The organism is Actinomyces sp. zg-332 (genome assembly GCF_011751945.2).
In the GTDB taxonomy this organism is placed as follows: Bacteria; Actinomycetota; Actinomycetes; order Actinomycetales; family Actinomycetaceae; genus ZJ293.
The window spans coordinates 1,064,932-1,078,855 of the sequence record NZ_CP064951.1 but is presented as its reverse complement, the minus strand read 5'-3'; the positions used below and the strand labels follow the sequence as shown (position 1 = coordinate 1,078,855).

General features: G+C 34.1%; 13 protein-coding genes. 7 read left to right on the top strand and 6 right to left on the bottom strand.

Annotated elements, in window-relative coordinates; all coding sequences use genetic code 11:
- The first annotated feature begins 134 nt into the window (after positions 1–134).
- Positions 135–1,430, top strand: coding sequence for an MFS transporter (locus tag HCQ94_RS04465; protein WP_166982255.1), 1,296 nt, complete (start codon positions 135–137; stop codon positions 1,428–1,430).
- Between the two features lie 85 nt (positions 1,431–1,515).
- Here the strand turns inward: HCQ94_RS04465 and HCQ94_RS04460 are convergent, their stop codons facing one another.
- The 4 genes from HCQ94_RS04460 to HCQ94_RS04445 all read right to left on the bottom strand — a co-directional run bounded on the left by HCQ94_RS04460 (position 1,516) and on the right by HCQ94_RS04445 (position 4,874).
- Positions 1,516–1,902 carry a PaaI family thioesterase gene (locus HCQ94_RS04460; RefSeq protein ID WP_166978678.1) on the bottom strand — a complete coding sequence of 129 codons (387 nt, stop codon included), beginning with the start codon at positions 1,900–1,902 and terminating at the stop codon, positions 1,516–1,518.
- A gap of 38 nt (positions 1,903–1,940) precedes the next feature.
- On the bottom strand, positions 1,941–3,320 hold the full coding sequence (gene menE, locus HCQ94_RS04455) for an o-succinylbenzoate--CoA ligase (RefSeq protein WP_166982253.1): 1,380 nt from the start codon (positions 3,318–3,320) through the stop codon (positions 1,941–1,943).
- Between the two features lie 44 nt (positions 3,321–3,364).
- Positions 3,365–4,213 (bottom strand): 1,4-dihydroxy-2-naphthoyl-CoA synthase, encoded by an 849-nt coding sequence (gene menB, locus HCQ94_RS04450; RefSeq protein WP_232525706.1) that lies wholly within the window; start codon positions 4,211–4,213, stop codon positions 3,365–3,367.
- Positions 4,214–4,301: 88 nt separating this feature from the next.
- Positions 4,302–4,874, bottom strand: a complete 573-nt coding sequence (locus tag HCQ94_RS04445; protein WP_166978675.1) for a DUF3043 domain-containing protein — start codon at positions 4,872–4,874, stop codon at positions 4,302–4,304.
- Positions 4,875–5,068: 194 nt separating this feature from the next.
- Here HCQ94_RS04445 and HCQ94_RS04440 point away from each other — a divergent pair, with 194 nt between their 5' ends.
- Genes HCQ94_RS04440 through HCQ94_RS04430 form a run of 3 tightly spaced genes read left to right on the top strand, consistent with a single transcriptional unit; the run spans position 5,069 to position 7,946 of the window.
- Positions 5,069–5,914, top strand: a complete 846-nt coding sequence (locus HCQ94_RS04440; protein ID WP_166978673.1) for a hypothetical protein — start codon at positions 5,069–5,071, stop codon at positions 5,912–5,914.
- A gap of 2 nt (positions 5,915–5,916) precedes the next feature.
- The gene (locus tag HCQ94_RS04435) at positions 5,917–6,903 is read left to right on the top strand and encodes a hypothetical protein (RefSeq protein ID WP_166982251.1); all 987 of its coding nucleotides are present in this window, start codon (positions 5,917–5,919) and stop codon (positions 6,901–6,903) included.
- Between the two features lie 41 nt (positions 6,904–6,944).
- Positions 6,945–7,946 (top strand): tetratricopeptide repeat protein, encoded by a 1,002-nt coding sequence (locus tag HCQ94_RS04430; RefSeq protein WP_166978670.1) that lies wholly within the window; start codon positions 6,945–6,947, stop codon positions 7,944–7,946.
- Between the two features lie 420 nt (positions 7,947–8,366).
- Here HCQ94_RS04430 and trpS read toward each other — a convergent pair whose 3' ends face one another.
- Positions 8,367–9,458: a tryptophan--tRNA ligase gene (gene trpS / locus HCQ94_RS04425; protein WP_166982249.1), complete on the bottom strand. Its 1,092-nt coding sequence runs from the start codon at positions 9,456–9,458 to the stop codon at positions 8,367–8,369.
- Between the two features lie 237 nt (positions 9,459–9,695).
- Complete coding sequence (locus tag HCQ94_RS04420; RefSeq protein ID WP_269775635.1) at positions 9,696–10,637, bottom strand: DMT family transporter; 942 nt, start codon at positions 10,635–10,637, stop codon at positions 9,696–9,698.
- Positions 10,638–10,932: 295 nt separating this feature from the next.
- Here HCQ94_RS04420 and HCQ94_RS04415 point away from each other — a divergent pair, with 295 nt between their 5' ends.
- Genes HCQ94_RS04415 through HCQ94_RS04405 form a run of 3 tightly spaced genes read left to right on the top strand, consistent with a single transcriptional unit; the run spans position 10,933 to position 13,911 of the window.
- Positions 10,933–11,697, top strand: coding sequence for an electron transfer flavoprotein subunit beta/FixA family protein (locus HCQ94_RS04415; protein WP_166978666.1), 765 nt, complete (start codon positions 10,933–10,935; stop codon positions 11,695–11,697).
- Positions 11,698–12,660 (top strand): electron transfer flavoprotein subunit alpha/FixB family protein, encoded by a 963-nt coding sequence (locus tag HCQ94_RS04410; protein ID WP_166982245.1) that lies wholly within the window; start codon positions 11,698–11,700, stop codon positions 12,658–12,660.
- An 18-nt stretch (positions 12,661–12,678) separates the two neighbouring features.
- Positions 12,679–13,911 (top strand): cysteine desulfurase family protein, encoded by a 1,233-nt coding sequence (locus HCQ94_RS04405; RefSeq protein ID WP_166982243.1) that lies wholly within the window; start codon positions 12,679–12,681, stop codon positions 13,909–13,911.
- The last annotated feature ends 13 nt before the right edge of the window (positions 13,912–13,924 follow it).

Genomic DNA, 13,924 nt, shown 5'->3' with positions numbered 1-13,924 from the left:
ATAACCAGACTAATGGTTATATATTTACAAATTATAAATAAGTGTGTTGCTTCGTTATATTTACTTTACCAATTCAGGTTTTGTAAATATAATTCATTTTGGTGTAATAATTCCAGAAAAGAACGCGAGATTTTATGTTTTCAGTAAAACTATGGATACCGCTTATCTTACTTATTGCTTCTGTGCTATTAGTTGCATTTCTAACTAAAAAATTTAAGCTAAATAAAAATCAGATTACAATTTTTGTAGTACTGTTATGTTTTTGGACGAGCATTACAATCATACGTTCATACCGCAAGTTATTTGCTGTGACTTCGATAGCTGAAGGTGGCTTAGGCTTAAGCTTAGTACAGGCTGCCCAAATTGCTGCGGCATATGGGCTCATGAGTACAATCATACGGCTACCTATGTTTGTAACTAGTGACATATTTAGGAAACGTAAAATATTCATTCAGCTGTCGCTGATTATCTCTGGTGTAGCAGCCCTATTTGTGTTCTTATTCCCAAGCTACTCAACGATGTATTACTCTTCGCTTACAATAGGTATTACTGCGTCGATGTTAGCGATGTTTAACGTTATTTTTGCTGATACTTTCGATAAAGAACAAGCTGTAGTTTCCACTTCCATTTTAACTGTAGCTCCATTAATGTCAGAATTTATTTCTGCTCCAATTCAGTATTTCTTTACTTCATCAGTACCTAATAACTTTGCTGCTTTATGGTGTGTATCAGCTATATTCGCACTAGCCACATTCGTTCTTTCGTTCTTTATACGTGAAAATACACAAGTTCAAACAAAATTTAGTTTTACAAAAGTTAAACTAGTGTTGTCAAACAAGAGCTTTTTAGTGGTAAGTTTCCTAGCAGTTCTCATTTCGTTTACCCGTTTTGCAACTAGTGGAGCTAATATGGTGCAAATGGGCAAGCTGGTTTACGGAATGTCACCTTTTATGCTCGCATATTTAGATACTGTCTTTGTTGCCGCTCAGATTATTGGTGGAGTAGCTGCAGGTATTTATTTCGCTAAGTATTTGGGTATGAAAAACACGCTTATTACTTACTTTGTGATATCTATAATTTTCTATATTATTGCTTTGTTTGCGTCAAACCCCAATGTTATTTTTGTAACCTATGCTTTGAACGGTTTTGCATTTGGTGGGTTATATAATTTGATTGTTTCTTACGCTATGCAAGATTTTGATAAAGAGTACAGAAATATAAGTATGGGTATTTCTCAACTATTTTTCGCCCTAGGAATATATTTTGGTGACAGTGTGTATATATGGATAAATAATTTGTTACCTAATGGACTATTTGGTTTCTATCAGCTGAAATCAATATTTATAATTACAAGTTTTGTAGCATTATTTAGCATATTACTTGTAACTTTGGGTGTATATTCTGATAAGAAAAAGCTTGTGAGTTGCTAAAAATGTAAGTTGGTATAAAATAATGAGCATCCGGTTTGTAAAAAATGCTTAGCTTATCCGAATGCTCATTACTGTAAGTATTGTGTTATTTTCCAAGTTGTATTATAAAGTTTTGCACAGATACTGTAGAAATTAGCTTGTCGTTTTCATCGGTTATTTTTATATCCCAAAGATGAGTTGACTTACCTTTGTGTAGTAGTGTGCCACTAGCAGTTATAAAACCACCATCAGATTTTTTTGGACGAACATGGTGAGCATTTATATTTTGTCCTACAGCTACATACTTTTCTTCAGCTTTTTCCCCCATAAGGTTTGAAGCGTAGCCCCCAGCAGTTTCAGCTAAAATAAGGTAAACACCACCGGCTACGTATCCTTGATGTTGTGTGTAAAATTCATGTATTGGCATTGTGGCTGTAAAAGATCCATCTTCTTTCATATCAAACTGTATGTTAAAACTTTCCAGTAAAGTCATTTTATCCTCAATATCTGCTAGATATTTATAATATAGTGCTACTCATTATATAGATTTATATGTATTTTCATAAGTGCTTTTACATCGATTTTCCCTAATATATTTCTTGGGAGTTTAGCGTGAAAAATAATATGGTCTGGGACTTTATATTTGGCTATTTTATTTAACAAAAATTTGCGTATATTCTCTTCAGATTCACTAGTAACTATGTGCAGAATAGGGCGCTGTCCATAGTATGAGTTTTCTATCGGTAAAACTATGCATTCTTCAACGGTATTTAGCTCATATAAGACGTTTTCTATCTCTTTAGGATATATATTCTCGCCACCAGAAATTATTAAATCATTTCTGCGACTTATAACATATAAGAATCCTTCTTTATCTAAATAGCCGTAGTCGTTTGTATTGAAGTAGTCGTTTGAAGTATTAGTATTAGTAGGAGAAGATACATATATTTTCCCTACGTTATTTTTATCTTTATCTACTATTTTGATTTTTACATTTTCTAGAGGTAGTCCTGAAGCTAATTTTTTATTGGGATACTCAAGTAAGTTAAAAGTGGCTATTTGGCTTAGAGTTTCTGTCATTCCATAGGTTTTGTATACAGGTATTTTCTTATCAATAATTTTATTTATTAGGTTCAAAGGAGTGCTTTCTCCGCCCAATAAGATTAGTCTCAAATTGTGAGTAGTTATTTTATCTATGATTTTATTTAGCATTGTTGGAACTAAAGAAATCATATTGACTTCTTCTTTTCTTATTAAGTTCAGCACTGTATTGCAATCAAATTTTTCAAGGGTTTTTATAGATGTGCCGTTGTAAAGTGACCTGAAAATTATCATCAATCCACCTACGTGGAAAATAGGTAGAACTATGAGCCAAACATCATTTTGAGTTACCCCTAGTTTTTTCTTAGACATATAAACATGGCTTATTATATGTTTCCACATTATTTTTATAGTTTTTGATTTTCCAGTTGTTCCACTTGTATTTATTATGAAAGCAGTTTGTTCTGGGGAAGTGGTAAAAAGTATTTGAGGAGGATTTTCTTCTGATTTACTGTCTTTTTCTAGTATTTTATCAATAGTATAAAAAGTAATACCTTGAGAAGATGAAAAAGAGGTACAATCTGTAATTAATATTTTTGTTTCAGTGTTTTTACATTGAATTATCTTTTCCTCATGTGTTAGATGAGAGTTAATTAATACGATTTCTTTTCTTAGCGACAATAATGACAAAAGTAATAGTATTGTTTTTTCGTTATTTTTAGGGCAAATAGCAACCCTAGTAAACTCTTTTATTCTAGAAGAAATGTTGTGTGCATATTCGAGTACTAGTTTATAAGCTTGTGCATAAGTTATATCATTGATGAAAATTTTATCGGGGTATTTTTCTACATTATCCAATAGCCAATCCATAATGAAACTTTTCTATATTGTAGAACAAATTGAGGAATAAATAGTTACGGAAACTTTGGAAATTGAGAGAAATCCGGCTTACGCTTTTCTTTAAAAGCGTCACGACCTTCTTTGGCTTCATCAGTTGTGTAATATAGCAGCGTAGCATCACCAGCTAGTTGCTGAATTCCAGCTAAACCATCAGTATCAGCGTTAAATGCTGCTTTGAGAAAACGCAAAGCCATAGGTGAGTGTTGCATGATTTCCTCAGCCCATTTCAGCGTTTCAGCTTCTAGAAGCTCAAACGGTACAACAGTGTTGACTAACCCCATCTCCAGAGCTTGCTCAGCACTATATTGCCTACATAGGAACCAAATTTCTTTAGCTTTTTTGTGTCCTACTAGCCGTGCCATATAGCCAGCTCCATACCCACCATCGAATGAGCCAACTTTAGGTCCTGTTTGCCCAAAAATCGCGTTTTCAGAAGCTATACTAAGGTCACAAACCATGTGTAACACATGGCCTCCGCCTATTGCATATCCATTTACCATTGCTATTACTGGTTTAGGTATTATGCGAATAAGTCTTTGTAAGTCTAATACATTGAGTCTAGGGATTGAATCATTTCCGATATAACCTCCATTACCACGTATTTTTTGATCTCCACCTGAGCAAAATGCTTCTTTTGTAACGTCTTTACCGTGATTAGCTCCTGTGAGAATTATTACGCCTATTTTTTCGTCATCTCTGGCTAGACTGAAAGCATCTATTAATTCAAATACTGTTTGTGGGCGGAAAGCATTTCTAACTTCTGGGCGATTGATAGTTATTTTAGCTATGCCATTGTATGTTTCATATATTACGTCAGCATAGTTTTTATCTACTTTTTCCCAAGTAATGTTTTTATTTTCCAACGTTTTTCCTATATCAGTCTTAAATGTATATGACTATTAGAATAGGTGGGTAACTTATCTAAAAAGTTGAAACCCACCTATAAAGTATTTATGAAGGCCAATCTCCGTGTTTTCTTAAAGGTTTAGGAGAACGCATAACTGGTAGCACAAGCATTCTCATAAAAGCATAAAAACCTATACGCGGAGGAATCTCACTTCTGGTAAAACGCTTATTTAGTTTACGTTTTAGATATATAGTTGCAATTATTGCATCTATGAAAGAAGTGATAAATACTGTGTATAAAGAAATTAAAATAAATAACATTTTTCTTTGATCTGATTGGAAGAACAAAGAAGCAAATAATAAGACAATGATGATTGGGAACATAAATTCACACCAGGAGAAACGTGCATCAACCCAGTCACGAACCCATCTGCGTACTGGTCCTTTGTCCCTGAGTGGTAGATATCTTTCGTCACCAGTTAGTAGTGCTTGACGTTGTTTCTCATAGAAAAGATTACGTTGTTTGCGTTCCTGTCGTTTTGCTTCTTTACGATCTGGAGGAACTAAAGGACGAATTTTTTCTTTTTCTGCATCACGACGTTTAGGAGTTGGACGTCCCTTTCCAGAAGTTTTTTTATTAGAAGTATTTTCAGTTGGATCTTCTTTTGGTGTAGACATATTTACTTTCCGTCTCAGTTCTAACACATATACATCTATATGATAACGTATGAAGAATATTCAAGTAAATTTCAATTTATATAAAATATTTATACTTTTAGTATTATTTGCTTTTATATTTGAATGTAATTTTATGATTTACGTTATATGAAGTAGAATGTATTGAGGTATTTTAAATAAGTAAGGTGGATATAGTGCTTAAAAATCGTGGAACAACTTTTAGAGTAATCCTGTTAAGCATTGTGACTGTATGTCTTTTATTACTGGTAGGATATATTGGTTTCTTCAATACTACTACTGTTTACAAGTCAACTCTTTCATCACCTTCTTCTGCTCCAATAGTAATATCGAAAACAAATGTTTTGAATGCTATAAGTAACGATGTAAAGATTAGTGCATATAGTAAGAAAACTAATTCTGAAGTTCAGCTTGCAATAGGGCCTTCAAAAGATGTGGAAGAGTATGCGAAATACGGCAATACATATTATGCTGAAATAGATAGATTCATTGATACCAATACTTTAGGATATGTGTTACACAATATTAAAGGTAAACCTAAATCTAAAATAGATTTAGAATCTGATATGTGGGAAGTTTATTCTAAAGGTAAAGGTACTGCTTCTGTTAATTGGAGTAAAAAAAATTCTGGTAATTATTCGTTAATAGCTATGACAGATGGCAAAGAGGTAGCGCCAAGTGTAGACCTTGAGTGGAAAGTTGCTCCTTATTCTCCATATTTATTACATACAAGTATATTGGCTATACTCATTTTCTTAGCAACTGCAATAGCATTATTCCATAAAGAAATTAAGAATTTTATAAAAGCTTTCTTGATTATTCCTGTTAAACAAAGAATTGAGTTTAATAAAGCTGTAACACAAGTAGATACTTTGAAAGTATCTGAGATACAAGCATATGCTAATAAAATTGAACAAAAATCTTCTGTAAATACGATTGATGAAACACAACAAGAAGAATTGCCTAAGAAGCGTTACCCGTCACGTAGGCAACTACGTGAGCAAGAGAAGGGTAGAAAGTAGTTATGAACAAGAAATTTATGAAAATAGTTGGTGCTTTATCGGCTTGTTTTGTTTTATACTCAGGAGTTGGATGTACAGCTGAAATACAAGATTCTAATGATAATAAAGCAATATCTAACCTTGATCCTGCTAGATTCAATAAATTGATTGAAGATACAAAGTTTTTACTTGGTGAAGCTGATAAGAATTTAAATGTTCAAGAGTTGAAAAAACGTATGCGTGGCGTTGCTCTAAGGATGAGGACTGCACAGTATGAGCTAGCCCAAAAAGGCTATCAAGATAAGAAGCTTGACGCTTTAAGTTTTAAAACAGCAGTAGAAACTGTAACTAAAGAAGAATCTTGGCCAAGATATATGATGCTTATTTCCCAAACTGTTGGAGATTCAGCTCCTTATCTGATTGTATTTGAACAAGGTAACGTAAGGGATAACTATAAAATATCCAATTGGGTTAGGCTATTTCCTAAAACTTCTATAACTTCTAGTAAAACTGTTTCAGAAGGAATTGAGTTATACAAGCCTAAAGCCAGTAATTTAGTGGAAAAGCCTGAAAATGTTTTAGGGAAATATAGCGAGTATTTAAATGGTAATAAAGATTTAAATAAATATTTTGCTGAAGATACTTTTTCTGCTAAATTCTGGGAAGAAAAAAGTAAATTATCAGAGTCTTTACGTGATATTGCAGATGTTGATACTAAAATATACTCAAATCCTGATAAAATCGTGTCATTTAAGCTAAATGATGGATCAGCATTAGTAGTCACATCGTTTAAATATGACGTTAAATTTTTGAGAGGCAATCATAACAAAGAGGGCAAAGTTAGTGGTGCTTTACAAGTGCTATTAGGAGACAATAACAAAATTGATTCTGATATTGTTGCAACATACAATGTCAGTATTGCTTTTATTGTTCCAGAAAAAACTGCTAAAGATAATAAAATTAGACCTGTTGGAGCTGAGAGAGTTCTAATTTCAGCTACTAAAAAATAACTAAATAAACCTGAGAATAAATATCAAGTATTGGGGGAAAAGTGGAAGCAAACTTTAGAGGTGCTTTTGATTTATCAAAATTAGTGAATGAAAAAGACCCTGTTGAGCAAAATGCTAATAGTGAGCAAGGTAATTTGCAGACACCAGTTGCCAGCACGCAACAAACACAAGCTGGACCAGTATTTGCTGGTAAAGTCCCATCACAGGGCAGTGCTTTTGGTATTGATGCTAACCCACAAGTTCCAGTTAGCTTAGATATTGATGATACTATGCTTGAAGTTGCAGTAAATCAGTCCACTAAATACCCTATTATTCTTTTAGTTTGGTCAGCACACTTTGAACAGTCTAAAGAATTTGTGGAAGTGTTTGACAAGATTGCAGCTGAATACAATGGTCGTTTCCAGCTTTTGAAAGTAAATATTGATGAAAATCCATTGACTCAAAAGATTTTCAACGTTGAAACTGTTCCTTTCGTAACTGCATTAATAAATGGTGGAATGGCGCCATTGTTTACTGGACAAATGGAAGAAGATGGACTTAGAGAAGTTGTAGATAAAGTTCTTGCTGCTTGCTTGGAAAACGGTGTTGTTGGTACTGCTGAATATTTGCCAGCAGTTGAGGTTGAAACTCCTGAGGAACATCGTAAGGCAATGGAAGCTTTTGAACAAGGTGACTATGCTACGGCTCGTGCTGCTTGGGAATTAGCTTTGCGTAAAGATCCAAAAGATCAGATGGCTAAAGTTGGGCTAGCTGATTTGCGTTTGCGTGAACGCTTAGATGAGAATATGGATTTTGAGGTAGCAATTGAGAAAGCTAAGAATGCTGCTGCTGACGATTTTGAAGCTAAGTTTGCTGGAGCTGACGCAATGCTTGTAATGGGACAGGTTCAAGATTCACTGGATACATTGCTGAGCATTGTTCTACATGGTGACGAACAAACTCAAGAGGAAGCACGTCAGCGTTTGCTAGACGCTTTTGAAATGCTTGGTCCAATTGATGAGGTTGCAAAAGCACGTCGTATACTTGCTTCATATCTAATCTAATATTTGTGACTTTGGTTGCTTAGTAAATTTTATGTATAGAAAGTTTAGTAGAGCAACTATATACTGAAAATAATAATGCGTAGACAGTGCCATTCTTTTCTTTATTTCATGATTAGATGGCACTGTTTTTATTTGTAAATAAGTGCTTGTATCACGTAGAGTTTTGGCAACTTTAGATTTTTAGTTGAAAAATACATAAATTTTTATTACACAATATTTGTTTTGTATAAAACCTAGTTCTTAAACTTTTACTTGGTTTTACTCTGTATATTCATTTGTATATTACATATACATATGTATTTTTCAGAATACTATTTATATAACCATTTAAGTTTATATTAAATAAAATACCGAAATACTAAGTAAAAATTACATAGCATTTCGGTAAATAACGGTCTTGAATAATACTAAAGTTACGAATTAGTAAATCATATTCATTGCTTGCTTTACTTCACGCAAAGTTTCATTAGCAACTTCATTAGCTTTTTCATTTCCTTCTCGTATTACATTTAGCAAATATGTTTCGTCAGCTATTATTTCTGCACGACGTTCACGTATAGGTTTTAGCATTTCAAGTAGTGCTTCAGTTGTAACTGCTTTTAGTTTTCCTGCTCCACCATCTGCAATTTCTTCAGCAATTTTTTCAGGAGTAGTATTTGAGGCAAGAGCAGCCATTAACAATAGATTAGATACTTCTGGGCGATTTAGAGGATCATAAGTAATAAAACGTTCAGAGTCAGTTACAGCTTTTTTCAGACGTTTTACAGTTGTATCTTCATCCATGCCTAGCTCAATGGTGTTACCGCGTGATTTACTCATTTTTTGACCGTCTAAGCCCAAAATTGATGAGGCTTTGGAAAGCAGAGCGTGTGGATTGCGGAAAATAGGTTTGTCGCCAACTCTTCCATAACGTTTGTCAAAACGTGAAGCGATTACGCGTGCTTGTTCTAAGTGAGGAAGCTGATCTTTACCGACAGGAACTAAGTTAGCTTTGCAGAATAAAATATCAGCAGTTTGATGTACTGGATAGGTGAGCATTAGGCCACTCATTGCTCTTCCGTTTGTAGCTTCCAGCTCAGATTTTACAGTCGGGTTGCGGTGTAATTCTGATTCAGTTACCAAGGATAAGAAAGGCAACATTAGCTGGTTTAGTGCAGGGATAGCTGAATGAGTAAAAATAGTGGACTTCGATGGATCAATGCCACAGGCAATGTAATCAGCGCAAAGCGAAAGTACTCGATCACGTAAAGGTCCTACACCATCTCGGTCAGTAATTACTTGGTAATCAGCTATAACAAGCCATGTATCTACACCTTTATTCTGAATTTCAACACGATTTTTCAAAGTTCCAAAGTAGTGACCCAAATGTAGGTTTCCTGTCGGTCTGTCTCCTGTAAGTACTCGAAATTGCTTTGGATTTTTTTCGATTTCTTTTTCAATTTGATTACTGCGCTCTATTGTTGCTAACAATGAGGCTTCATCATTTTTTTCTGTCAATTCAGTGTTTTCCATTTTTCTTCCAATGTTTTACGGTGTAGATATATTTCTTATAATGAAATATTACATACAAACAATTGTATTTATTTTTATGTAGATGTAAATATTAGTATCTAAAATACTATTAGGGTGCGATATAAGTATCCACGCTCTAAAGGTTCAGATTAGTTTTTAGATTACTAATAGTATATTTGTAAGGTTAGTGCATTATTAAGCGTTTTAAAAAACACCTAATTTCCTTATCGTTTTTATTTATGTATTAGTTTTTTTATACTGAGTTCTTGTTCTATTTACTATCCAAACACTAACTAGTACAACTATGCAACCTATAGTTTGTACCAAGTTGAGCGTTTCTGATAAGAAAAGTATACCTAAACCTATAGCAATAATTGGTTGAGTCATCAGTAAACTAGAAGCTTTGTTAGGGCTAACTCTGTGGCTTCCTTGTGCTATAAATATCCAAGCTAACACTTGAGCAGTAAGAGCTAGTAATATAGTCCAAATCCAGTTTTCTACAGTTATATTTGTTGTAAAGTCTTTCATAAATGGAGCAGCAATTAGAGAAGTTATGCCAGCACCAGTGGTTGCAATAGTATTGTAAGTAATAACGTAGTGTGGATTTTGTCGAGTACAGCGCCTATTTAGGAATAGATATCCTGCGTAAGTAATACCGCTTAGTATTCCTGTTGTAAATCCTAATACAGGGTCAGTTATTCCGTCGACTTTTCCACCTAAAAGACCAGTGGATGCAACTAAACCGAAAATCATTAGAGGTGACAAAATCCAAAAGCTTTTCGGAATGCTTTCTTTATCGATTAAAAGTGCAAAAATTGGGAAGAAGAATATTTGACAGTTGGCTAATACGCTAGAAATTCCAGCTCCAGTATAGTCAACACAAACAGCATAAACTACGTATTGCACACCGATTACTATACCAGATATAAAAGCCCAGAAAACTGTCGTTTTTTCTAGTTTAGGATGTTTGCGTGCTTTCCAAAATTCGTATGCTGATAAAAGCAATAGAAAAGGTAATGCAATGAAGCAACGTAAAAATGATATGGTTGCTGGTTGCATTTCAGCTAGCTTAATAAAAACAACACCTAGGGATAATAACAAGGATCCCATTAGTAGTTGTAAATCTGCTATAAGTGGCTCAAATGGACTTTTCTTTAGGTATAAGGGCTTTGGTTTCACTGTTATCGTTATGAAAATGTAGGCTTACTGTTATCAAACCCACTATATTTCATTTATGTAACAAAGTCACTATTATTTTTGTATTTGTCTCATTATATGTATTGCATTTTATTTTGTGGCATTGTGTGTTTATTCAACTAATAGATATGTTAAATTCAAAAGTATTTAAACTAGTTTTATAACCACTTCACTTAGCTATATAAGTGCTTTAATTTCTACATCAATCATAAATATGTTATTAGTAAAGTTTGAGTGGTAGAATTTTTAAGCATTAGTTTTGATGATGGGTGAAAAAATGAAAATTGTTGTTTGTGTAAAACACGTTCCTGATATGCAATCGCAACGTCATTTTGTCGATAAACGTATTGTACGTGGTGAAGATGACGTGTTAAATGAAGTAGACGAAAATGCCATTGAAACAGCAGTTACAATCGCTGAAGAGCATGATGATGTCGAAGTTTTAGCACTAACTATAGGGCCAGAAGATTCAGCCGACGCATTGAGACGAGCATTACAAATGGGTGCTGACAATGCTATTCACATTTGCGATGACTATCTTGAAAATAGCGATGTTTTAACTACATCTAAAGTATTGGCTAAAGCGATAGAACAAATTGGAAACGTAGATTTGATTATCACAGGCATGACATCTTCAGACGGTAACACCAGCCTTGTACCTAGCTACTTAGCAAGCAACCTAGGACTTCCACTACTGTCATTTGCAAAAACTCTTGAGAAAAAAGATGAAAAAATAGTTATTACACGTAGCGTTGATGGAATAGAACAGAGTCTATCAGCAAAATTACCATTAATAGTGTCTGTGTCTGACCAAATAAACGAACCTAGATATCCTAACTTTAAAGCTATTGCCGCTGCTCGTAAAAAACCAATTGAAGAATGGGATTTATCTGAGCTAGGTCTAGAAAGCAGCATAAATGAAAAAAATATTGAAGTAATTTCTATTGAAGAAAAGCCAGCTCGTGAAAAAGGACAAGCTTTGCTAAATTCTCCTGTGGCAGTTAAGCAATTAGCTGAGTTCATTAAGGAAAAGGTGAAATAAATGACTTTGCTAGTACTGATTGAACATGAAAATGTAGATAATAAGAATGTATTAACTTCTAATAGCAAACAGCTTCTTTTAGCTGCAAAAAACGCTGGAGAAGAAGTAATTGCTGTTAGTGTGGAGGAAAACATTGATACTGATTCAATAGCTAAATGTGGTGCCACGAAAATATATACAGCTGTTCTTCCCGAAAAGTATAAAAATGTTACTCAAGCAATCAGCTCAGTTTTAGAAACTGCAGTAAATCAAGTAAAAGCTAGTAGCAATCTAAAAGCGATACTGTTAAACTCCACTTTCTTGAACAAAGAAATAGCTGGTTTGTTGGGTGGAAAACTTAGTGTTGCAACAGTAACTGATGTAACAAGTTTTGATTTCGAAAGCACTGAACCAACTTTTGTTAAAAGTGCTTTGAACGGTACACATATAGTACACCTAAAAACTAATGCTGATTTTTCAATTGTTACTGTCAAAGTAAATAGTGACTATGAGGATAGCTATGCTGAAAATGTAAGTATTGAAAAACTAGATGTAGATTTTACAGCTTTGCCTGAAATTGAAGTTTCAGTTATAGACACTTCTTCTGTTTCGGAAGAAAACGACTTAGAAACTGCAAAAGTTGTAGTTTGTGGTGGTAGGGGAACAGAAGGTGACTTTAGCTTAGTATATTCACTAGCTGAACAGCTAAAAGCTGCAGTAGGTGCTACTAGAGTTGCAACAGATGAAGGCTGGGTAGACCATAGCTTACAGATTGGGCAGACTGGTAAAACTATTAACGCTGACTTATATATTGGACTGGGTGTTTCCGGAGCAATTCATCATACCTGTGCTCTTGTAACTTGTGAGAATATTGTTGCTATTTGCGATGATGAAGATGCTCCTATTTTTGAAATAGCTGATTTTGGTATTATTGGCGATATTAATGATGTTGTACCTAGCTTAATTGATGAATTACAAAACTAAATATTGTAAAGGTTAATTGTGTATTTATATCTAGATCATAGTGCTTCTTCACCAATGTTACTTCAAGTGCAGGAAGTATATCTAAAATCTATTCGCGACTTATATGAACAACCAGGAAATCCTTCAGCTTTGCATAAAGGAGGTTTGCTTTCTCGAGATAAGTTAGAGAAAGCTCGTGAAGATATTGCTCATATATTTGCCATAAAGCCTAGCGAAGTTTTGTTTACTTCTGGAGGAACAGAATCTGATAACTTAGGGTTTGTATCTGTTGCTCGCAAAGTTAAAGAAAAAACAGGTAGAAAAATCGCAATAACGACTGCTATTGAGCATCCAGCAATTTTAAGTTCTGAGGCTATTCTTAAAAAATTTGGAATTGACCTTATAAAAATTCCTGTTTTAAATACTGGTGTAATAGATATTGACGCTTTCAAAAAAATACTAGAGGAAAACTATGGTGAAATAAGCGTTATTTCAATAGGTCTTGTGAACAATGAAACTGGTGTAATTCAGCCTGTTAAAGATTTAGTTGAATTAGTGCGTGACTTTGAATCTAGTGTTTTGCAAAGCGAGAGAGAAAACTTAGATAAGAAAAAACAAGGTGACAGAATATATATTCACACAGATGCAGTACAGGCATTTGGGAATATTGAAGTTGACTTCAAAGACTTAGGTGTAGATGCCTTGAGCATATCTGGACATAAAATTGGTGCACCTGTTGGGATTGGAATTTTACTGGCAAAACAAGACTTGCCAATGCTAGGTTTATATGCCGGAGGCGGACAAGAACGAGGAATACGCAGTGGAACTATTGATATTTGTGGAGCTATTGCAATAAGTAAAGCATGCATATACAATGTTCAAACACTAAGTGAACGCATAGAAAAATACGCTACATTTAAAAAGAAAATTATAGAGAATTTACCAGAGGGAATAAAACCGTCTACTTCTGGTGATTCATCTCCTCATATTTTGCATTTAGTTTGTCAATACGGTGGTGCAGACGCTATGCTGTTTGCCTTAGATAATGCTGATATATGCGTATCAGCGGGATCGGCTTGTAGAGCAGGAGTTGCTCAGTCTTCATACGTATTACAAGCAATGGGGTATGATGATATATTTTCTTCAGGTGGATTGCGTATATCATTTGGACATACTACAGTTATGGAAGATATAGATAAGTTCATTAATGCGTTACCTAATGCTGTAAAATCAGCAAGAATGTTACAAAACGTTAGAGATAAACATAGTTAGTGGTTGAGGTTTA

Coding starts and splice junctions, on each gene's coding strand:
- HCQ94_RS04465 (WP_166982255.1), top strand. CDS start 135: ATGTTTTCAGTAAAACTATGGATACCGCTTATCTTACTTATTGCTTCT.
- HCQ94_RS04460 (WP_166978678.1), bottom strand. CDS start 1,902: ATGACTTTACTGGAAAGTTTTAACATACAGTTTGATATGAAAGAAGAT.
- menE (WP_166982253.1), bottom strand. CDS start 3,320: ATGGATTGGCTATTGGATAATGTAGAAAAATACCCCGATAAAATTTTC.
- HCQ94_RS04445 (WP_166978675.1), bottom strand. CDS start 4,874: ATGTCTACACCAAAAGAAGATCCAACTGAAAATACTTCTAATAAAAAA.
- HCQ94_RS04435 (WP_166982251.1), top strand. CDS start 5,917: ATGAACAAGAAATTTATGAAAATAGTTGGTGCTTTATCGGCTTGTTTT.
- trpS (WP_166982249.1), bottom strand. CDS start 9,458: ATGGAAAACACTGAATTGACAGAAAAAAATGATGAAGCCTCATTGTTA.
- HCQ94_RS04415 (WP_166978666.1), top strand. CDS start 10,933: ATGAAAATTGTTGTTTGTGTAAAACACGTTCCTGATATGCAATCGCAA.
- HCQ94_RS04410 (WP_166982245.1), top strand. CDS start 11,698: ATGACTTTGCTAGTACTGATTGAACATGAAAATGTAGATAATAAGAAT.